The sequence below is a fragment of the Stenotrophomonas sp. STK17_22 genome (genome assembly GCF_051983905.1).
Classification (GTDB): Bacteria; Pseudomonadota; Gammaproteobacteria; order Xanthomonadales; family Xanthomonadaceae; genus Stenotrophomonas; species Stenotrophomonas maltophilia_A.
Genome location: NZ_CP197010.1, coordinates 1,874,369 through 1,893,625, shown reverse-complemented (window position 1 = coordinate 1,893,625; position 19,257 = coordinate 1,874,369). Strand labels below are relative to the sequence as shown.

General features: G+C 65.3%; 19 protein-coding genes and 1 other RNA gene. 12 read left to right on the top strand and 8 right to left on the bottom strand.

Annotated features, from left to right (window positions below; all coding sequences use genetic code 11):
* Positions 1-121: 121 nt before the first annotated feature.
* Positions 122-694 carry a hypothetical protein gene (locus tag ACSYS9_RS08820; protein WP_032128284.1) on the bottom strand — a complete coding sequence of 191 codons (573 nt, stop codon included), beginning with the start codon at positions 692-694 and terminating at the stop codon, positions 122-124.
* Between the two features lie 141 nt (positions 695-835).
* Positions 836-1,267, bottom strand: a complete 432-nt coding sequence (locus ACSYS9_RS08815) for a GNAT family N-acetyltransferase (RefSeq protein ID WP_071229471.1) — start codon at positions 1,265-1,267, stop codon at positions 836-838.
* Between the two features lie 507 nt (positions 1,268-1,774).
* Between ACSYS9_RS08815 and ssrA the strand changes: the two genes are divergently transcribed.
* Positions 1,775-2,167: a transfer-messenger RNA gene (ssrA, locus tag ACSYS9_RS08810) on the top strand.
* A 338-nt stretch (positions 2,168-2,505) separates the two neighbouring features.
* Entirely contained in the window at positions 2,506-4,011 is a 1,506-nt protein-coding gene (locus ACSYS9_RS08805) for a S8 family serine peptidase (RefSeq protein WP_256201524.1), read from the top strand.
* Between the two features lie 48 nt (positions 4,012-4,059).
* Here the strand turns inward: ACSYS9_RS08805 and ACSYS9_RS08800 are convergent, their stop codons facing one another.
* A complete protein-coding gene (locus tag ACSYS9_RS08800; RefSeq protein ID WP_071229469.1) occupies positions 4,060-5,493 on the bottom strand; it encodes an MFS transporter in 1,434 nt (477 codons plus the stop codon).
* A 108-nt stretch (positions 5,494-5,601) separates the two neighbouring features.
* Here ACSYS9_RS08800 and soxR point away from each other — a divergent pair, with 108 nt between their 5' ends.
* Both soxR and ACSYS9_RS08790 read left to right on the top strand, forming a co-directional pair.
* Positions 5,602-6,072, top strand: a complete 471-nt coding sequence (soxR, locus tag ACSYS9_RS08795; protein ID WP_071229468.1) for a redox-sensitive transcriptional activator SoxR — start codon at positions 5,602-5,604, stop codon at positions 6,070-6,072.
* 93 nt (positions 6,073-6,165) lie between these two features.
* A complete protein-coding gene (locus ACSYS9_RS08790) occupies positions 6,166-6,651 on the top strand; it encodes a hypothetical protein (RefSeq protein WP_071229467.1) in 486 nt (161 codons plus the stop codon).
* Positions 6,652-6,665: 14 nt separating this feature from the next.
* On the opposite strand, the gene ACSYS9_RS08785 is transcribed toward ACSYS9_RS08790, so the two are convergent.
* Positions 6,666-7,127, bottom strand: coding sequence for a methyltransferase family protein (locus tag ACSYS9_RS08785; RefSeq protein ID WP_071229466.1), 462 nt, complete (start codon positions 7,125-7,127; stop codon positions 6,666-6,668).
* 153 nt (positions 7,128-7,280) lie between these two features.
* On the opposite strand from ACSYS9_RS08785, the gene ACSYS9_RS08780 reads away from it, so the two are divergent.
* The 7 genes from ACSYS9_RS08780 (at position 7,281) to ACSYS9_RS08750 (ending at position 12,928) form a co-directional block, all read left to right on the top strand.
* Positions 7,281-9,302, top strand: coding sequence for an esterase/lipase family protein (locus ACSYS9_RS08780; RefSeq protein WP_071229465.1), 2,022 nt, complete (start codon positions 7,281-7,283; stop codon positions 9,300-9,302).
* Positions 9,303-9,386: 84 nt separating this feature from the next.
* On the top strand, positions 9,387-10,259 hold the full coding sequence (hchA, locus tag ACSYS9_RS08775; RefSeq protein ID WP_071229464.1) for a glyoxalase III HchA: 873 nt from the start codon (positions 9,387-9,389) through the stop codon (positions 10,257-10,259).
* A 5-nt stretch (positions 10,260-10,264) separates the two neighbouring features.
* Positions 10,265-10,969, top strand: coding sequence for a PA1136 family autoinducer-binding transcriptional regulator (locus ACSYS9_RS08770; protein WP_049423583.1), 705 nt, complete (start codon positions 10,265-10,267; stop codon positions 10,967-10,969).
* A gap of 87 nt (positions 10,970-11,056) precedes the next feature.
* Positions 11,057-11,290: a hypothetical protein gene (locus ACSYS9_RS08765; protein ID WP_032128272.1), complete on the top strand. Its 234-nt coding sequence runs from the start codon at positions 11,057-11,059 to the stop codon at positions 11,288-11,290.
* Positions 11,291-11,425: 135 nt separating this feature from the next.
* Positions 11,426-11,665 (top strand): hypothetical protein, encoded by a 240-nt coding sequence (locus ACSYS9_RS08760; protein ID WP_317217777.1) that lies wholly within the window; start codon positions 11,426-11,428, stop codon positions 11,663-11,665.
* A gap of 24 nt (positions 11,666-11,689) precedes the next feature.
* On the top strand, positions 11,690-11,935 hold the full coding sequence (locus tag ACSYS9_RS08755) for a hypothetical protein (RefSeq protein WP_049400327.1): 246 nt from the start codon (positions 11,690-11,692) through the stop codon (positions 11,933-11,935).
* Positions 11,936-12,073: 138 nt separating this feature from the next.
* The gene (locus tag ACSYS9_RS08750) at positions 12,074-12,928 is read left to right on the top strand and encodes an endonuclease/exonuclease/phosphatase family protein (protein WP_071229463.1); all 855 of its coding nucleotides are present in this window, start codon (positions 12,074-12,076) and stop codon (positions 12,926-12,928) included.
* A 19-nt stretch (positions 12,929-12,947) separates the two neighbouring features.
* On the opposite strand, the gene ACSYS9_RS08745 is transcribed toward ACSYS9_RS08750, so the two are convergent.
* A complete protein-coding gene (locus tag ACSYS9_RS08745) occupies positions 12,948-13,211 on the bottom strand; it encodes a hypothetical protein (RefSeq protein WP_049423576.1) in 264 nt (87 codons plus the stop codon).
* A 140-nt stretch (positions 13,212-13,351) separates the two neighbouring features.
* Between ACSYS9_RS08745 and ACSYS9_RS08740 the strand changes: the two genes are divergently transcribed.
* A complete protein-coding gene (locus ACSYS9_RS08740) occupies positions 13,352-13,729 on the top strand; it encodes a VOC family protein (RefSeq protein ID WP_071229462.1) in 378 nt (125 codons plus the stop codon).
* Between the two features lie 41 nt (positions 13,730-13,770).
* On the opposite strand, the gene ACSYS9_RS08735 is transcribed toward ACSYS9_RS08740, so the two are convergent.
* The 3 genes from ACSYS9_RS08735 to ACSYS9_RS08725 all read right to left on the bottom strand — a co-directional run bounded on the left by ACSYS9_RS08735 (position 13,771) and on the right by ACSYS9_RS08725 (position 19,158).
* Positions 13,771-15,192 (bottom strand): efflux transporter outer membrane subunit, encoded by a 1,422-nt coding sequence (locus tag ACSYS9_RS08735; RefSeq protein ID WP_071229461.1) that lies wholly within the window; start codon positions 15,190-15,192, stop codon positions 13,771-13,773.
* Positions 15,186-15,923, bottom strand: coding sequence for an SDR family oxidoreductase (locus ACSYS9_RS08730; RefSeq protein ID WP_012510730.1), 738 nt, complete (start codon positions 15,921-15,923; stop codon positions 15,186-15,188). The genes ACSYS9_RS08735 and ACSYS9_RS08730 overlap by 7 nt, the downstream gene beginning before the upstream one ends.
* A 64-nt stretch (positions 15,924-15,987) precedes the next feature.
* Positions 15,988-19,158 (bottom strand): efflux RND transporter permease subunit, encoded by a 3,171-nt coding sequence (locus tag ACSYS9_RS08725; protein WP_032128264.1) that lies wholly within the window; start codon positions 19,156-19,158, stop codon positions 15,988-15,990.
* Positions 19,159-19,257: the final 99 nt, after the last annotated feature.

Here is a 19,257-nt window from a genome sequence, read left to right as displayed (position 1 = left end):
GTTGCACATGACCATGTAGAGCCGAGCCATGCTCGGCTGCCTTGGCCTTCTGTAGAGCCGAGCCATGCTCGGCTTCGGTAAGAAAAGCAGTCGAGCATGGCCCGACTCTACAAAAGGCGGGTCACCCCGCCAGCATGCCCTGCCTGCGCATCCGCGGCGACAGCGCCGCGTGCATCACCGCCAGGTGCATCACTACCGCCAGCTCCGGTGCGTAACGGTCATCACCCAAGCGCCACTGTTGGGCCAGGTTCGCGGCATCAGCCGGCAGCAACGCCAGCAACTGGGCGTCGTCCAGTGCATCGGCCGCGCCCTGCAGCTGGCGCGCCATCTGTCGCGACTGCCAGACATGCACACCGATGCTGAGGCTGGCCAGCGACATCAGGACCACGGCCAGCCCGTGCTCAAACCACTGCGACAGCACCTCCGGCCCCCACAGCAGGGCAGCCAGCACCGCCAGGCCCGGCAGGCGCCACCCCAGCCAATGGATGCGGCCGCGCTGCGACCAGTGCACCACCACCGCGCTGGCGACCAGTGCCGCAGCTGCCGTGGCCGGCAACTCCGTCACCCAGGTGGCCGCCAGCAGCACCGCCAGCACCGCCCAGACCCAGCCCGGCGGCAACGCACGCCGCTGGTAGTCGGCACCGACCGGCCCGATCAGCTGCCGCAGGCTGCGTTGTTGGCTTGCATCGGTCACCCATGGTCTCCGTGTCTGTCCTGGCTCGGATGGTCATCGCCAGTGTGTCGCAAATTCGTGCCCACGAAGTTAGCAATCCGCTATGACAGACGCTCTACAACAAGTTGCGGATTGACAGGACGCGCGGCTCGCCCGCAGCGCTCACCCCGCCGACAGATCCTTGCTGAGGAACACCCTGCATGTGCCGACCGGATCGCATGGCACCCGGCCGAACACGACCCATCCATGCTTCACATAGAAGTCGGGCGCCTGGAAGCTGAGGGTGTACAGCACGCCGGAACGGCAACCGCGACGCCGCGCTTCATCCTCTGCGGCCTTCAGCACACGGGACCCCAGCCCGTTGCCGCGATGGGCCGCTGGCAGATGGAACAGATCCACGAACCACAGGCCCAGTGAGGTTCGCCCGGTAAGGCCCCCTACCACCTCGCCACTGGCCGGATCGGTGACCAGCACCGCCAGTGTGCGCCGATCGGCGTAACCGGCAGCGTCAAGATTGAACTGATCCAAGCCAGTGCCAATCACCTCCAGCGCTTCGTCGCTGGGTTCATCTGTTACTGCAACGTCTAGCGTCATGGCGTCCTTCCACTGGCTCAACTTCAGGGATCTGGATGCTATCAAGCCTGATCGCACCTACGCCGGCCCGGTTCAGCGTTTGGCGCTATTGCGGCCCGTCTTGAGCACAGACCGATGCCACTGCCTTCAACAACAGATAGGCCTGCAGCCCTGATGCAGGACCTGTTGCCGGAAACGCTGCCGCGAGGGCCTTCGCCGCCCGATCTGCGTGTGGCTGGATGGACCAGGACGATTCAGCCGACAGCATGCCACCGCGCACCTCTTGCCCGATCCGATACTGTCCCCAGTTGCCGGGGCTGACGGAAATGGCCATGAGCCCCCCGTGGAGTGATGTCCGGAAATTCGAGCTCGGCGTCCCAAGGGATCGCAACGTGCCAATCAGCTGGGAGACGGACGCTCAGCGTGACTGTTCAGGAAGATTGCCGTAAGATCCGTCTCGTTGGGCAGGGTCAGTGTCAGCTTTTATGACGGCATTGACCCCAAAGCCTTGCAATGCTTGAAGAAGCCGGGGGTGCATTGGTTTCGACGGGGGTTGTGAAGTCGCCTGGCGCATGCCGAGGGGGTAGCTTTCCTCGTAAATCCAGCTGCAAAACTCTAGTTGCCAACGACGACAACTACGCTCCGGTCGCTCTCGCAGCCTAAAAACTGCGGTGCGTGACCTTCTGCCGACTTAGGCGGAGCCTCGAAACTGCTTGTGTCCATGCTCGCAGCGTAGAGTCATTATCATGGAATCGCGCTGGGCGGCTGCCTGTCAGTCCGGCACTAGAACACAACAGGCTGGTTCCCGGGTGCGCTTTGCACACCGTGCTGCTCGGGAATGAGATTCAACGGTGAGCTAAGCATGTAGTGCTGGGGATGGAGTGCCTTCGGACGGCGGTTCAATTCCGCCCACCTCCACCAACGAACGGTTCGTCAAGGACCGGAGAAGCCCGGAAATTCCACCAGCGTGGGTTTCCGGGCTTTTTTATTGGCTGCTCTACGCCGAAGTTCGACGCCCCGGCGCAATCGCGGTCCGATGCCGTCAAGCAATGTCGACAACCGCCATCTTCTCTCGCTTTCGACATCACTAAACCACTTCAGAAATTTCCCACCCTCTCCTTGGGGGGGATGTGTCCGCGAAGACGTTCGTCCTTGGTCGCCATCAAAAGGAGACCACGGGACACCTGCACCCTTCACATCCAAGCCGAGCCCGAGGGGCACGGCCTGTTCGACACATCTTCCACAAAGGAACTGTATCCATGCGTACGTCGCTTCGGGTTTCCCTTGCCAGTGCCATCACTCTGGTCCTGGCCAGCGCCCCCGCCTTCGCCCAACCCACCGAACGGGTATGGACGCGAGGCATGGCCAGCAACGAGCAGTACAGCAGTTTCATCGTCAAGTACCGGGACGGCAGCAGCAAGCGCGTCTCCGCCACCACCGCGCAGGATGCGCTGAAGAAGCGCCTCGGCGTCCAGCAGCGCAGCAAGCGTTCGATCGGCAACGCACCGCCAGCAGCCGCGTCCGTAACCCATCAACGCCGCATGGGCGGCGGGGCCGACGTGGTCACCACGGACAAGCCACTGGACCTCCCGGAAGCGCAGATCCTGATGCAGCGCATCGCCGACGATCCGGATGTGGAGTACGTGCAGCCGAACTACATGATGAGCGCATTCGCCACACCGAACGACCCACGCTACGGCGAGCAGTGGCACTATAGCAATCCGACCAGTGGTGCGCGCCTGCCCGGCGCGTGGGATCGCTCCACTGGCCAGGGCGTGGTGGTGGCTGTGGTCGATTCGGGCTACCTCAACAACAACGACCTGCAGGCCAACCTGCTGCCGGGCTACGACATGATCTCGTCGACCCGTCCGTTCAGTGATTGGCAATGCATCATCGGCGGAATGAATCCCGGCTGTGGCGGCTCCGACGATGGCGATGGACGCGACGCCGATGCCTTCGATGCCTCGGGCATCGCACATGGCACCCACGTCGCTGGAACAGTCGCTGCGGTGACCAACAACCAGATCGGCGTGGCCGGCGTGGCCTACAACGCGAAGGTCGTACCGGTGCGCGTACTCGGCAACCAGGGCAATGGCGGTTCCGCCGACATCATCGACGGCATGCTCTGGAGTGCCGGTATCAACGTGCCCAACGTCCCGGCCAATGCGAACCCGGCCGAAGTCGTCAATCTCAGCCTGGGCGGCCGCCGGGCCTGCTCGCCGGCCGAGCAGGATGCAATCGACGACATCACCGCGCAGGGCACGATCGTGGTGGTCGCCGCCGGCAACAGCAATCTGGATGTGTCCGAGTTTGCTCCGGCGAACTGCAAGGGCGTGATCGCCGTGGCTGCCAACGATCAGGGCGGGCGACGCGCGTTCTACTCCAACTATGGCGCAGGCATCCATATCACCGCACCCGGTGGTGAAACCTGGTCCTGCCGCGCGTCCGTCGGCGAGTTCCTGCCGCTGGCCACGCCGCCTAGCCAGGCCAACTGCGCCCCGACCCGTCAGCATCCGGCGCAGGGCATCCTGTCCACGGTGGGTAACAACGCCTTCGACTTCATGTCCGGCACCTCGATGGCGGCGCCTCACGTCGCTGGCATCGTCGCGCTGATGCAAGCGGTGGCGCCGGTGCCAAAGACCACCGACCAGGTCAAGGACATCCTGCGTCGCACTGCGCACCCGATCGCCGCAGCGAACTGCCCGGGTGGCTGCGGGCCAGGCATCATTGACGCGGCCGAAGCCGTGAAGGCAGCCAGCAACTGATGGCATGGCGCAGCGGCCCGGCAAGGTCGCTGCGCCCTCCTCCGTTCCTCAGTTCACGTCTGCCGGAAAGCGGCATCGCTTCACCAGCAGCATGCCCAGCATCGGCGCCAACGCGAAGGTGGCAAACAGCCACCGGGCCGCACGCGCGGTTCCCTCGGCCCCGCCCGGCTCGATCAGTCCCGCTGCATCGGCGACCATCCCGGCAAGCGCTGCCCCGGCCGCGGTGGCGAACAGCTGGATGGTGGTGATCGACGCACCGGCGCGCTCCTGTTCCTCCGGCGGTGCAGAGGTCAGAACACGTGTCAGCAGGTGAGGCCAAGCCAGACCCACGCCGATCCCGATGACGGCCAGCGCCACGCAGATCGGCACCATCTGCAACCACGTACCGCTGCCCGCAGCCGGCACCCGCAGCGCCAGCCCGATCATGCCCACCCACCCCAGCGCCGGGCCGATCATCAACGCCCGGTCAACGGCGCGCCCGCTGAAGCCGGAGCCGACCAACGACCCGAGCGTCCAACCGGCCGCCATCAGCGCCGCGAGATAGCCCGCAGCAAGCGGTGATTGCTGATGCAGCACCTGCAGGAACAGTGGCACGAAGACCTCGCCGCTGGTGATCATCAACACCAGCAGCGACATCAGCCCATACAACGCGGCCAGCCGCGAGCGGAGCCGGAGAGCGCCGGAAGGAAGCAGCGTCCGCTTCGCGCGGGACTCGATCCTCACCAGCACCACTGCGAGGAACACGGCCATCACGATGCCAACGAAATTGTTGACTGCGCTCGAGGATGTACTGCCAAGGGAGACGCTGATGACGGCCAGGGTCAGCAGCAGGATCTGCAGCCACGGGACCGAAGACCTGGCCGCAGCTGAAGACGATGCCTCCCTCTGCGGAAGGACATTCGACGCCAGCAGTGCAAACAACACGGCAACCGCAGCGACCGACCAGAAAGCGGCCCGCCATACGCCCCATTCGGCGAAGACGCCGCCCACAGCAGGCCCGATCAACGTCGCCACGCCCCACATCCCCGAAACCAGGGCCATCGCGCGGGGCCAGAGCGGCTCTTCGAACGCGAGCCGGATCATGGCGTAGGCCAGTGCGAACAGGAAGCCGCCGCCGACACCCTGCACCAGTCGCCCCACCAGCATCATCGGCATCGAGGTCGCGAGCGCGCAGATCACGGCACCGGCTGCGAAGATGAGCGTCGCCAGTGCATAGCTTCCACGAGGCCCGGCACGTTCAAGCAGCTTGATCGACAATGCCGACCCCAGGATGGACGCGACCACGAAGAGCGTGGTGTTCCATGCGTAGAGATCCAGGCCACCGATGTCCTCCACCACGGTTGGCAACATGGTGGTGGCGATGTAGACGTTGACCGCATGCAGTGCGACCCCGCCCGCCAGGGCAAGTGAGCGCACTGCATTGCGGCCGGACAGGAGATCGCCCCAGCGGGTGCCGGGGACGGCGATGCCTTGCTGTTCCATTTTCGTTCAAACCTATGATTCATGACCTGCAGCCCAGGGTTCACATGCAGGAAAAAGGGAACTGCCTTATAAAACCTCATGTATTGATGAGGTCAAGGAACCCCGGCCATGAAGATCGATGTCAGCGTTCCGCTTTCCGTGGGCGAAGTCGCGCGTCGCAGCGGGGTCAGCATTGCCACCGTGCACTTCTATGAAGCCAAGGGACTGATCCATGGCTGGCGCAACAACGGCAACCAGCGCCGCTACCGCCGCGACGTGCTGCGGCGCATTGCCGTGATCAAGGTCGCACAGCGGGCGGGCGTTCCTTTGGCCACGATCAAGATCGCGCTGGATGATCTTCCAGCCGAACGGGCGCCCAGTTCGAAGGACTGGGCAAGGCTGTCCAGCAACTGGCGCGACATGCTGAACGAGCGCATCCGCAGCCTGGTCCAGCTGCGCGACCAGCTTGACGGCTGCATCGGCTGTGGTTGCCTGTCACTGAAGGACTGTCCGTTGCGAAACCCTGGCGACCAGTTGTCACAACGCGGCGACGGCGCCGTCTTGCTTGAATCGGACGACGGCAACCGGAATGGGTCATGATCCATTGCTGCACGCGGCACTGACTGGAACATCGCACAATGAGGCGGCATCCTCCGTCCGTGTTGCTGCCCACTATCTACAGAAGGACCTGCGATGAGAACCGTGATCATCACCTCTGCCCTGCTCCTGGCTGCTTGTGCCGCGACCCCGGCTGCGCACGCGGCTGCACCCGCCATCGCGCCGCCCGGCACCGCAACACTCGAAGCCCTGCTGGCCTGCAAGGCAGGCTCGACCTTCAGCGAAGCCGAGGCCATCGATGCCCTGCAGGCAGCCGGCCTGGCCAGAAAGCCTGGCGGCACGTTCGAGCCGGAAACCACGCCGGTCGCCCTGTTCGGCGGTACCGTCACCCATGCCGACGTGAATGTCGCCGAGGGCGAGAAGAGCATCTTCGTCTACTTGAACGGTGTCGACCCCAAGCGCCTGGCCAAGACCTGGTCGGTGACCACGGTCAACGAATACGCCAACACCGAAGCACCGTCTTACGTGAAGCGCATCGACAAGCACCACACCCTGCACGTGATTGCCGGTGATGATTACGAAGGCTATTCCGCTGCCGTGAAGTGCCAGATCACACCGTGACTGCCTGACCCGCGCTAGAGCCAGCGCCGTACCCGCTGGCGGAAGGCTGCGTATGCCCCCGGAAAGCGGGCCGACAGTGCCCGCTCTTCCGGCATGATCTGCCATCGGTTGATGTACAGCACGAACAGCGGCACGGCCAGCAGCGCGGCGAGGTTCTGCAGGTACAGCATGGCACCTGCCAGGATAGTGGCCTGGCCCAGGTACATCGGATTGCGCGTGTAGCGGTACACGCCGTGCGTGACCAGCACGCTCGACGTCGCTGGCCGCAGGGGGTTGACCGTGGTGCCCACGCGCCGGAAGGCCAGCTTCGGCAGCAGGTTCAATACCACGCCGAAGGCCATCACCAGACCCGCAAGCACCTCCGGCACGGGTAGCTGCAGCGCCCCGCCCGGCTGCCATCGGCTGCCCATGTAGCCGATGGCGGCGCACAACAGCATCACAAGAGGCGGAGGAACACGGGTCTCAAGCCATCGCATCGCAGCCCCGCATTCATCCTGTTCACCCCAGTGTCACACGGAAATGCCTGAATCGCCCGGTTGGCGGCATTTCCGCGCTCCAAACCGACCGCCCGGTATCTTCCGCTTTGACATGCCGACCGCTAGAGTGGCGCCACCGCGCAGGAGGATCGTATGGCAACCACGGGCTTGGGCTTCATCGGCCGCACGACCCTCATCATCACCGTGCTGCTCACCCTGGGCGGCTGTGCGACGTTGCGCCAGTTCGGGCCGTCGGTGCAGGTGGCCTCGGTCACCCCCGGCCAGTACATCGCCCTGAAACGCGGCGACATCCTGACCACCGGCAAGCTCAGTTCGGCCACCATGGAGACGCTGCGCGTCGCCGGCCTCGACGAAGGCGTCTGCGCCAAGCCAGGCCTGCCCTGCATCGAGGCCATGGAAGGCAGCATCGTGGTGCGCGAGGAGGACAAGCGCTCAAGCCTGGCCGAACTGTGGCTGCAGTATGCGATGACCTTGCCCGCGCCCAAGCGCGAGTACTCCACGTCAGGCCGTGCCAAGAGCGCGATCACCGAACTGGATGCGGACTTCCAGCCGCGCCTGGACGCGTGGATGCAGGTCGCGCGGCAGGCCTACGCCTACCTGTTCTTCACCGAGCGCACGGCCAACCAGCGCGGTTTCGAAGACCGCCAGACCCAGGTGCGCGACTACTACAACCTGGCCGTGCAGGAAGCCTCGGTACAGTTGTACAACGCCTATGCCACCGGGCGCGTGCATGGTGAAGCCAGCCACTTCCAGCTGGGCCGCTGGACGTTCGTGCTGGCGCCGTCGGGCCAAGCATCACCGCTGGATACGCGTACGCCCACCGAACTGGTACCGGCAGCCTCGCTGTCGTTCACCGGCACGCTGCGCAGCGTGCATCGCCGCGATGGCTTCGGTGCCGAACTCGTGGCCGTGATGGATGATCCCGCCGCCGCTACGGCCACCACGCCGCCGGCCACCACAGCCGCCGCGCGGGCCACCACGCCCGTCACGCAGAGCTGGAGCGAGATGCCGTCGCCATCGATGACGGTGCTGCTGCGCTTCTCCGGAAAGAACCTGTGGGAAGTACTGCACGACGACGAGCCGGAACTGGAGATCCACGATCCCTACCAGGTCACGGAAGTCACCCTGCATGGGCAGCAGGTGCCATTGGCCGCGAACTTCACCGCAGGCTACGCACTGTGGCTGGCGCGCTCCAATTTCAGCCACCAATCGCTGCGTTCGCTGTTCGGTGGCAAGGGCGGCATCGACACGCCGCATCTGTACATGATGCAGCCCTACGACCCGAACCGCCGCGTGCTGCTGATGATCCATGGCCTGGCCAGCAGCCCGGAAGCCTGGGTCAACGTCGCCAACGAGCTGATGCGCGACGACGAGATCCGCCAGGACTTCCAGATCTGGCAGTTCTACTACCCGACCAACATGCCCATCGCGATGAGCCACGATGCGATGCGCCATACGCTGGATGAGGTGTTCAAGCACTTCGACCCCAGCGGCAAGGCGCAGGCCTCTCATGACATGGTGCTGGTCGGGCACAGCATGGGTGGGGTGATCTCACGGCTGATGGTGTCTTCTTCCGGCGACCACCTGGTAGAGACCCTGCTGGCGACCGCACAGATGACGCCTGCGCAGCAGGAGCTGCTGCGCACCAAGGGCGCGCCGGTGCTGACCTTCCTGCCGGAACCGGAAGTATCGCGCGTGGTGTTCATTGCCACGCCGCACCGCGGTACCGATGTGGCGAGCACCCGCCTCGGCCGCTGGATCGGCCGCCTGGTACGGCTGCCACTGACCGTCCTGGAGGACGTGGCCACCATCGCCAACGACGGCAAGATCGATCGCAACGACGGCAAGCACGGCTACCAGATGAACAGCATCCAGAACCTGGACAAGGACGATCCCTTCGTGCGCGCCGTGGCCGACCTGCCGATGGCACCGAAGGTGCGTTACCACTCGATCATCGCGCGCGCCAAGGCAGATGGTCCGCTGGAAAAGACCGACGACGGGCTGGTGCCCTACTGGAGCTCGCACCTTCCGCACGCGGATTCGGAGAAGGTGATCGTGTCCGGGCACAGCGTGCAGGAAGCCACGCCGGCCATCGTCGAACTGCGGCGGATCCTGCATGAAGACATGCAACAGCACGGCGCCGTGGTGAAATAGCAGGGGGCGAATGAGGGGAAAACCCTCATCGCCTGTACGCATCCGCCCTTCTATGCTGGCTCCACTACCCCACTGGAGGTCCGCATGAACACGCAAGAGCCCAGCCGCCACCCCAGCCCCGATCCGGCCGAGCGCGACGCCTTCTTCCCGTCGCCGTACTCGCTGTCACAGTTCACATCGGCGAAGAGCGACCTGTCCGGCGCCGACTATCCCGACGCGCGCCGCGATGGCCGCTGGAAGGTGCTGATGATCGCTGCGGACGAACGCTATCTGCCCACCGCCAACGGCCACCTGTTCTCCACCGGCAACCATCCGGTGGAAACCCTGCTGCCGATGTACCACCTGGACAAGGCCGGCTTCGACATCGATGTGGCCACGCTGTCCGGCAACGCCGCCAAGTTCGAGTGGTGGGCGTTCCCGCATGAGGACAAGGAGATCGGCGGACTGTACGACCGCTACGAAGCCCGCTTCCGCCAGCCACTGCCGTTGGATGAGGTGGTGGCAGGCCTCGATGCCGCGTCGGACTATGCAGCCGTGTTCATTCCCGGTGGCCACGGCGCCCTCATCGGACTGCCGCAGAGTCGCGCGGTAAAGGCGGCCCTGCACTGGGCGATGGCCGAGCAACGTCACATCATCACCCTCTGCCACGGCCCGGCCGCATTGCTGGCCGCAGGCGTTGACGAGGCCGACGGTGGTTCGCTGTTCCGCGGCTACCGCATCCGTGCCTTCCCCGATGCGATGGACCGGCAGACGCCGGAGATCGGCTACATGCCCGGGCAGCTGCCGTGGTTCTTCGGTGAGCGCCTGGCGCAGCAGGGCGTGCAGATCGTCAACGACGGCATCGATGGCAGCGTGCTGCAGGACCGCCTGTTGCTGACCGGCGACAGCCCGCTGGCCGGCAATGCGCTGGGCAAGCTGGCCGCGCGCACGCTGCTCGACGCATTGGCCGGGCGCTGACTGGCGTGAGCGATCTGGTGCAGGCGTTGCTGGAACTGGAACGCGCCCGCTCACTGAGTGCGGTGGGCGCGGTACTACGCGGCATCTCTGCACCGCTGGGCTACGACCGCGTGCTGGTGTTCGCCACCGGCACGGGGTTGGAACGCGGTACCCAGCGCGTGTACTGGATCGAGGGCGACTGGTTCGGCGACGGCAGCACTACCGACCTCGCGCGCTACCTGCACGCCTGTCCGGTCAATCGCCACGTTCTGGACAGTGACGCGCCGTTCTTCTGGAGCAAGCGCCAGGGCGTTCGCGGCGAACGCTATCAGGTGGTAAAGCAGCCACGTGGTGAAGGCCTGCACGGTCTGCAGGTGCCGGTGTTCGGCACCACAGGGCTGGAAGGCGCGATCAGTTTTGCCGGGACAGCGATCGATGCATCGGCCAGCGCGCGACTGCTGCTGGATGCTGCTGCAGCTGCAGCATTCCGTGCCGCACGCCGGCTTTCCGAGACGCCCACCGAGCTTTCCGGAAGTGCGTTGAGCACGCGCGAACGCGAGGTGCTGCGCTGGGTCGCCGCCGGCCGTCGCCAAGCGGAAATCGCGGCCACGCTGGGACTTTCCGCCCGTACGGTGGAGAATCATCTGCGACGCGCGCGCCAGCGCCTGGGCGTGGCAACCACCGCGCAGGCGGTGCGTGCTGCCAGTCGGCGCGGCGAGATCGAGGACTGATCCGGGCAAGACACTTCCGGCGCTCTGATTCGCGTGTTACACACGCCATGCGCATGTGCGCGATTGCAGAAAGCAAGGACGATGCTTATGAAACTGCAACTGGCCGCGATGGCCGCGTTGGTGATGGCAACGGCAACCCTGGCTCCGGTGGCGGACGCCAATGCCGGGGGACCGAAAGAAAATGTTTCGTGCGTGCCGGTGAAAGTGGACCACAACCGGGTCCACCAGCACTGCACTGAAACCTACACCGATGAATTCGGCAACGTGTACGAAGCCGAGTACTGGATCGACGAGTACGGCAACCCTTACCTGCGCGACTGAGCCGGCAGGGGACTGCGCCGGGCCGCCCGCCGGGCCGGCGCGCATGCAGCGGCTGCCACTCGGGCGCATGCTCTACCGGGGGGTAGTTGCACGACACCGCGCAGATGCGCGATTGCAGACACAAGGATGATGCCCATGAAACTGCACCTGGCCTCGATGGCCGCACTGGCCGTAGCCTTCGCTGGAATGATGTCGAGCGGCAACGCCAACGCCGGGGTAACCAGCCCACCCGGCAGCGTGACGCGCTGCGAACCATTTGAAGTGGAGCGCTACCGCATCCACCAGCATTGCATCGTGACCATGCCCGATGCGGACGGCGAGATTTTCCTCACCGAGTACTGGATCGACGAATACGGCAACCCGTATCTGATGTAATCCTCATCGACAAGGAGTGTGGGAATGAGACTGCATAAAGGCGTATCGGTGTGTTCGCTTGCCACCGTGCTGGCCGTGCTGATGCTGGCCCCCGTCGCCACCACAACGGCTGCCGAGGTCATCGAGGTCCAGGAAGAGTGTGTGCCCTTCCGCATCGCTGGCAACGTGTTCCACCAGCGCTGCACGTCGTACGTGGTCTACGACGACGGCTCCCGCGAAGTCACCAGTCATTACAACCGTGACGAGAACGGGATGATCTACGACCCCTGATCGCGCCCCCGCGATCCGCCGGGCGGGACCTTCACCGCCCGCCCGGCATCTTCCATCCGCCCATCCCGGCATATCGCCGACCCCACCGTCCATGGCATGCTTCATGAAACCGTTTTCATGGAATGGAGGGATTCCACGATGTTGTCGCGTTTCCGTCGCCCTGCGCTGTGTGCGCTGCTGGCGCTTGCTCTGCCTGCCGTCGCCTGGGCTGCTGCGCCGGCGCCACTGAAAGTGATGTCGTTCAATGTCCGTACCCCGGCCGATACCGAACCGGGCAAGCGCTGGCCGGACCGTCGCGATGCCATGGCCAAGGTCATCCTCGATGCACACCCGGCCGTGATCGGCACGCAGGAGCTGGTGAAGGAACAGGCCGACTTCCTGTCCGGGCATCTGCCCGGCTACCGCTGGTTCGGTGAAGGCCGCCGCGGTGGCAGCGGCGATGAACACATGGGCGTGTTCTACGACAGCAAGGTGCTGGCCATCGAGGAATCCGGCAACTTCTGGTTATCCGATACGCCCGAAGTACCCGGCAGCATCAGCTGGGGCAACCTGTACCCGCGCATGGTCACCTGGGCCCTGTTCCGGCGCCTGGACGATGGCCGCCGTTTCTACTTCATGAATACCCACCTGCCCTATCGCGACGAGGACGAACCGCGCAGGGTGAAGGGTGCCGAGCTGATCGGCAAGCGCCTGCAAGCCCTGCCTGCCGACCTACCAGTGGTCCTGACCGGTGACTTCAACAGCGAGCCCGGCGGTGACACCTACAAGGCGTTCACCCGCCTGCTGCAGGACACACGCACGCAGGTGAAGGCACCGCAGGGACCACGCCTGACCTTCCACGACTTCACCGGCAAGGCCACCGTGCAGCTGGACTGGGTGCTGGTGCGCGGCTTCCATGCCCGCAGTTTCCTCACCGATGACCGCCGCATCGACGGCGTGCTGCCGTCGGATCACTTCCCGCTGGTGGTCGAGCTGGACTGGCCTAAGCACTGAATCTCCGCGGCCGCCGTGGCTACCGCGGCGGCTGCCGCGACAACAGCCGGTACAACGCCAGGTGCTGGTTGCGCGCCTGGCAGATGCGGGCGCCGACAGCAAGGAACACGGCAACGCCGATCAGGCCCAGCCCCAGCATCGGATCAGGCAGTCGCAGGAAACCGATCGCAGCGGCCATCGTCGCCAGCACCAGCAGCACAACGACCGCCACCGAAAGGCCCGCGCCGGGTGGCCCCGGGTCGCCAAACAGCATGCGCTGGGTATCCCGCCTGTCATCACTCATCGTCTTTACTCCCTGGAATCTGCCCCACTAGTTACACGGCGGACACGGCTTCCGGCAGAGTCAGAAACGTCACGACTGTGACAACGTCCACAGCACACGCCGCGCTACCCTGCCCCCGTTCCCGAACTGTGGAGAAAGGCATGGCACACCAGAGCCGCCTGGCCGGTTTCATCATCGATTGCGAGGGCATTCCCGCCGACGAAGGTGCCCGCTTCTGGTCCGCCGCGCTCGGCCTGCAGGCGCAGCCCGCCTATGCCGAAGACGGCGCCGAGTACGCCGACCTGCAGGGCGCGCCCGCAGGCCTGAACGTGGAGGTGCAACGCGTCAATCATCCTTCACGGGTGCACCTGGACATCGAGAGCGACGACATCGACGCCGAGGCCGACCGCCTGGAGAAGCTCGGCGCGCGGCGGATAGGCTTCGTCAAACGCTGGTGGGTGATGGAAGCACCGACCGGCCATCGCTTCTGCATCGTGCGCATGCGCGAGCGCGAGACACCAGCCAATCACTGGCCCTGAAAGAAGAAAGGGACGGAAGCCACTGCTTCCGTCCCCTGCGCTTACTGCACCTGCGCCACACTCGCCGGCTGCGGTGATTGACCCCAACCACCCAGCGCCTTGTACACCCCCACCACGCTGACGTTGACCTCGGACTCGGCCGCGGCCAACGCATCATCGGCTGCCAGCTGCGTACGCTGCGCATCCAGCAGGGTCAGGAAGTCCTCCGAGCCCTCGCGATAGCGGATCTGCGCCAGCGACTCGGCACGGCGTGCCGCCTGCGCCTGCTCGACCACGATCGCCAGCCGCGCCTGCTGCTTGGAATAGCGGGTCAGCGCGTTCTCGGTGTCTTCCAGTGCCAGCAGCACCGTCTGCTCATACTGTGCTGCCACGCCTTCGGCCTCGGCCTTGCTGGCACGCAGGCGTGCACGTACGGTGCCGAAATCGAAGGCCGCCCAGCTCAGCGACGGCGTCAGCGACCAGGCCTTGTTGTTGCCATTGACCAGGCCACTGGCATCGCCACCGAGGAAGCCGACGAATCCGGACAGCGACAGCCGCGGGAACAGATCCGCCGTGGCCACGCCCACCCGCGCGGTAGCGGCGGCAAGACGACGCTCGGCCACGCGCACGTCGGCGCGTTGGCGCAGCAGCTCGCGGGTATCGCCCAGCGGCAGCGCCTTGGCGAATGCCGGCACTTCGTGCGGCGCAAGCATGGCGGTCAGCGTTTCCGGACGCTGGCCCAGCAGAACCGCCAGGCGGTTGCGCGACTGCGTTTCGGCCACTTCCAGTAGCGGAATGTCGGCCTCGATGGCCTTCAGCCGGGCACGACTGCTCTGCACGTCCAGCTCGCTGCCGGCGCCCAGCTCCCAGCGTGCCTCGGTCAGCTTCTGCGTCTCGCGCAGATTGACCAGGGTGTGCTGGGCCACGGCGATGCGCTTCTGTGTGCCGCGCAGCTCGAAGTAGTTGCGTGCCACTTCGGCGGCGACCAGTACCTGTGCGTCGGCCAGGTTGGCCTGCTCGGCGTCGAGGTCGGCACGCGCGGCTTCTGCAGCACGGCGCTTGCGGCCGAACAGATCCAGCTCCCAGCCCGCATCGAAGCCGAGCTGGTAGCTTTCACTGAACACCCGCTGCCCACCCAGCTGCGGATCGGGTTGCTTGCGGCGATCGTAGCTACCGCCCGCGGTAACGTGGGGCGCCTGGTCGAAGCGGCTTTCGACGAACACCGCGCGGGCCTGGCTGACGCGGGCCACGGCCACGCGCAGGTCCAGGTTGTCCGACAGTGCGCCGTGCACCAGCTCTTCCAGCACCGGATCATCGAACTGCGCCCACCAGCTGGCCACCGGCGAGGTGGTGCTGAACACCGGCTGCTGCGCACCCTGCAGCACCACCGGATCCTGCACCGGCGCCTTGTAGTTCGGGCCGACGCTGACACAGCCCGCCAGCACCAGGCTGGAGACGGCCATCGCCAACGTGCGGATCACCATGGCAGCACCTCGCCCAGGTAAGTGAAGCTGCCGTTCGGGCCTTCATGGCCGATCAGTGCCATCTGCACGCTGGAACGCGCGCCTTCGCTGATCTCAATCTCGCCGTGGCCGCCGTTCATATCGGTTTTCACGTAACCCGGATGCACGGTATTGACCTTGATCTGGGTGCTGCGCAGTTCATGCGCCAGCGCCAGCGTCCAGCTGTTCACCGCTGCCTTGGAGGCGTTGTACGCGGGGATCTTGAAATCGTAGATGCCCGAGGTCGGATCAGCGTGCAGGGTCTGCGAGCCGAGCATGCTCGAAACGTTGACGATGCGCCCGGACTTGGCCTGCCTGACCAGTGGCAGGAAGGCCTGGGTCACCGCAACCAGTGCGTACACGTTGGTGTCGAAAGTGCGCTTCCAGGTATCCAGCGACTGTTCGGACGGGGCTTGCGCCGGGTTCTCGATCATGATGCCGGCGTTGTTGACCAGGATGTCCAGGCGCCCATGGCGCTGGCGTACCTGCTCGACCGCTTCGGCGATGCTGGCTGCATCGGTCACGTCCAGCTGGATGGCTTCCACCGGCAGGCCCTCGGCCTGCAGCTTCAGCGCCTGCTCTACGGCGGTCTCGCGCTTGCGGCCGGCCAGCAACGTATGCACGCCGGCCTGGGCCAGCTGGCGCACGGTCTCGGCGCCGATGCCGCGGGTGGCGCCGGTGACCAGCGCGATCTTGTTCTGATGAGAGTTCATGGATTCTTGCCTCGTGAGGGGGAAGCCGCCGCCGGCCAGCGACCGGCGGCGACGGGGTTCCATGTCAGTGGTGGATGGTCGGCTCGCCGTGCTGCACCAGCTGGCCACCACCGTTGCGGGTGACGAACTTGCGCAGGGCCACGTAGAACACCGGGGTGAGGAACAGGCCGAACAGGGTCACGCCCAGCATGCCGGCGAACACGGTGATACCGGTCACCGAGCGCACCTCGGCACCTGCACCGTGCGACAGCACCAGCGGTACGGTGCCGGCGATGAACGCGATGGAGGTCATCACGATCGGGCGCAGGCGCAGGCGGCAGGCTTCCAGCGCAGCTTCAACGATACCCTTGCCGCCCATCTCCAGCTCTCTGGCAAATTCGACGATCAGGATCGCGTTCTTGCACGCCAGGCCCATCAGCACCACCAGGCCGACCTGCACGAACACGTTGTTGTCACCACCGGTCAGCCACACGCCGAACAGCGCGGACAGCAGGGTCATCGGCACGATCAGGATCACCGCCAGCGGCAGCGACCAGCTCTCGTACAGCGCGGCCAGCACCAGGAAGGCCAGCATGATCGCCACCGGGAACACGATGAAGGCGGCCTTGCCCTGGGTTGCCTGCTGGTAGCTCAGGTCGGTCCATTCGGTGGTCATGCCCACCGGCAGCACCTTGCCGGCGATCTCGGTCAGCTTGTTCATCGCCTCGGCCGAAGACAGCAGGCGCGGGTCGGCTTCACCGGCCAGATCCGCCGCCGGATAGCCATTGAAGCGCAGCACCGGGTCCGGGCCGAAGGTCTGCTTGATGGTGACCATCGAACCGATCGGCACCATCTCGCCGCGGTCATTGCGGGTACGCAGCTTGCCGATGTCCTCGACCGTTTCGCGGTACGGACCGTCCGCCTGCGCGATGACCTGCCAGGTACGGCCGAACTGGTTGAAGTCGTTGACGTAGGCCGAGCCGAGGTAGGTCTGCAGCGTGTCGAACAGTTCGGTGAGCTGCACGCCCTGTGCCTTGGCCTTGACGCGGTCGACCTCGGCATCCAGCTGCGGCACATTGGCCTGGTAGCTGGAAATCGGGAAGGCCATGCCCGGCGTCTGCGCAACGGTGCCCTGCATCGCCTGTACAGCATTCTGCAGCGCGCCGTAACCCAGGTTGCCACGGTCCTCGATGAACATCTGGTAGCCGTTGCCGTTGCCCAGGCCGAGGATCGGCGGCGGCATCATCGAGAAGGCGAAGCCTTCCTGCAGACCGGCGATCTTCTGGTTGATCTCGGCGTTGATCTGCGCGGCGGTACGGCCATGGCGCTCGGCGAACGGCTTGAGCGGAATGAACGCCACACCGGTGTTCGGCGTGTTGGTGAACTGCAGCGCGTTCAAACCCGGGAACGAGATGGTGTGGGCCACGCCATCGGTTTCCTGGGCGATCTTGGCGACCTTGCGCAGCATTTCATCGGTACGCGCGATCGACGAACCTTCCGGCAACTTCACACCCGCGATCAGGTACAGCTTGTCCTGGGTCGGGATGAAGCCCGGCGGCACCAGCTTGAAGATCACACCGGTACCGACCAGCAGGATCGCGTAGACCACGAACACCGCACCACGACGGCCGAGGATGCGAGCAACGCCACGCTCGTACTTCTCCGAACTGGACTTGAAGAAGCGGTTGAACGGACGGAACACCCAGCCGAACAGGCGGTCGATCAAGCGGCTCGGGCCGTCCTTCGGCGCTCCATGGGCCTTCAGCAGGCGCGCGGCCAGGGCCGGCGACAGGGTCAGCGAGTTGATCGCCGAGATCACCGTGGAGATGGCGATGGTGACCGCGAACTGCTTGTAGAACTGGCCAGTGACACCCGACAGGAAGGCCATCGGCACGAACACGGCACACAGCACCAGCGCGATCGCGATGATCGGGCCGGACACCTCACGCATGGCCTGGTGGGCCGCGGCGGTGGGCGACAGGCCTTCTTCGATGTTGCGCTCGACGTTCTCCACCACCACGATCGCGTCATCGACCACGATGCCGATCGCCAGCACCAGGCCGAACAGGCTCAGCGTGTTGATCGAGAAGCCCAGCAGGTACAGCGCGGCGAAAGTACCGACCACCGACACCGGCACCGCGATCAGCGGAATGATCGACGCACGCCAGGTCTGCAGGAACAGGATCACCACCAGCACCACCAGCGCGATCGCTTCCAGCAGCGTGGAGACCACGGCCTTGATCGAGTCGCGCACGAAGATGGTGGTGTCATACACGGCTTCGTACTTCACGTCGGCCGGCATGGTCTTCTGCATCTCGTCCATCGTCGAGATGACCTGGTCACGGATCTCCAGTGCATTGGCACCCGGCGACTGGAAGATACCGATACCCACCGCGTTCTTGCCGTCCAGCTGCGAACGCAGGGTGTAGTCACCGGCACCCAGTTCCAGGCGGGCCACATCGGCCAGGCGCACGATCTCGCCATCAACACCGCTCTTGAGCACGATGTCGCCGAATTCCTTTTCAGTCTTCAAGCGGCCCTGGGCATTGATCAGGGTCAGGAACTGGCTGTTCGGCAACGGTTCGGCACCGAGCTGGCCGGCCGAAACCTGTACGTTCTGCTCACGCATCGCGCGCACCACGTCGCTGGCGGTCAGGCCGCGCGAGGCGACCTTGTCCGGGTCCAGCCAGGCGCGCATGGCGTAGTCACCACCACCGAAGATCTGCGCGTCACCCACGCCCGGAATACGCGCCAGCGCATCCTTGACGTGCAGACGGGCGTAGTTGCGCAGGTACAGGGTGTCGTACTTGCCGTTCGGCGAGGTCAGATGCACCACCATCAGGAAGGTCGGTGACTGCTTCTGCGTGGTCACGCCCTGCCGGCGCACGTCCTCGGGCAGGCGCGCCTGCGCCTGCGCCACGCGGTTCTGCACCTTCACCGCCGCCGCGTCCGGGTCGGTGCCCGGGCGGAAGGTGACGGTCATCTGCAGCACACCGTCCGAGCCGGCGACCGACTTCAGGTACATCATGCCTTCGACGCCGTTGATCGCCTCTTCAAGCGGGGTGGCGACGGTCTCGGCAATGACCTTGGGGTTGGCGCCCGGATACACCGTGCGCACGACCACCGACGGCGGCACCACTTCGGGGTACTCGCTGATCGGCAGGATTGGAATCGTGATCAGGCCTGCGGCGAAGATCACGATCGACAGCACCGCCGCGAAGATCGGCCTGTCGATGAAGAAACGGGAAAAGTCCATGGAGGAATTCCTGGGAAAGGCGTTCGGCGGGCAACAGCCTCCCCGCCCCTCGCCGAGATGACGAAGGCAGGGAAGGCTGCTGCTGGCGCCGGCAGCTAA

Bases quoted from the DNA above. Each gene is read 5' to 3' on its own strand.
- ACSYS9_RS08745 (WP_049423576.1), bottom strand. From the start codon at position 13,211: ATGAGTGATGACAGGCGGGATACCCAGCGCATGCTGTTTGGCGACCCG.
- ACSYS9_RS08725 (WP_032128264.1), bottom strand. From the start codon at position 19,158: ATGGACTTTTCCCGTTTCTTCATCGACAGGCCGATCTTCGCGGCGGTG.
- hchA (WP_071229464.1), top strand. From the start codon at position 9,387: ATGAACACGCAAGAGCCCAGCCGCCACCCCAGCCCCGATCCGGCCGAG.
- ACSYS9_RS08735 (WP_071229461.1), bottom strand. From the start codon at position 15,192: ATGGTGATCCGCACGTTGGCGATGGCCGTCTCCAGCCTGGTGCTGGCG.
- soxR (WP_071229468.1), top strand. From the start codon at position 5,602: ATGAAGATCGATGTCAGCGTTCCGCTTTCCGTGGGCGAAGTCGCGCGT.
- ACSYS9_RS08815 (WP_071229471.1), bottom strand. From the start codon at position 1,267: ATGACGCTAGACGTTGCAGTAACAGATGAACCCAGCGACGAAGCGCTG.
- ACSYS9_RS08790 (WP_071229467.1), top strand. From the start codon at position 6,166: ATGAGAACCGTGATCATCACCTCTGCCCTGCTCCTGGCTGCTTGTGCC.
- ACSYS9_RS08800 (WP_071229469.1), bottom strand. From the start codon at position 5,493: ATGGAACAGCAAGGCATCGCCGTCCCCGGCACCCGCTGGGGCGATCTC.
- ACSYS9_RS08730 (WP_012510730.1), bottom strand. From the start codon at position 15,923: ATGAACTCTCATCAGAACAAGATCGCGCTGGTCACCGGCGCCACCCGC.
- ACSYS9_RS08785 (WP_071229466.1), bottom strand. From the start codon at position 7,127: ATGCGATGGCTTGAGACCCGTGTTCCTCCGCCTCTTGTGATGCTGTTG.
- ACSYS9_RS08760 (WP_317217777.1), top strand. From the start codon at position 11,426: ATGAAACTGCACCTGGCCTCGATGGCCGCACTGGCCGTAGCCTTCGCT.
- ACSYS9_RS08750 (WP_071229463.1), top strand. From the start codon at position 12,074: ATGTTGTCGCGTTTCCGTCGCCCTGCGCTGTGTGCGCTGCTGGCGCTT.
- ACSYS9_RS08780 (WP_071229465.1), top strand. From the start codon at position 7,281: ATGGCAACCACGGGCTTGGGCTTCATCGGCCGCACGACCCTCATCATC.
- ACSYS9_RS08740 (WP_071229462.1), top strand. From the start codon at position 13,352: ATGGCACACCAGAGCCGCCTGGCCGGTTTCATCATCGATTGCGAGGGC.
- ACSYS9_RS08805 (WP_256201524.1), top strand. From the start codon at position 2,506: ATGCGTACGTCGCTTCGGGTTTCCCTTGCCAGTGCCATCACTCTGGTC.
- ACSYS9_RS08765 (WP_032128272.1), top strand. From the start codon at position 11,057: ATGAAACTGCAACTGGCCGCGATGGCCGCGTTGGTGATGGCAACGGCA.
- ACSYS9_RS08755 (WP_049400327.1), top strand. From the start codon at position 11,690: ATGAGACTGCATAAAGGCGTATCGGTGTGTTCGCTTGCCACCGTGCTG.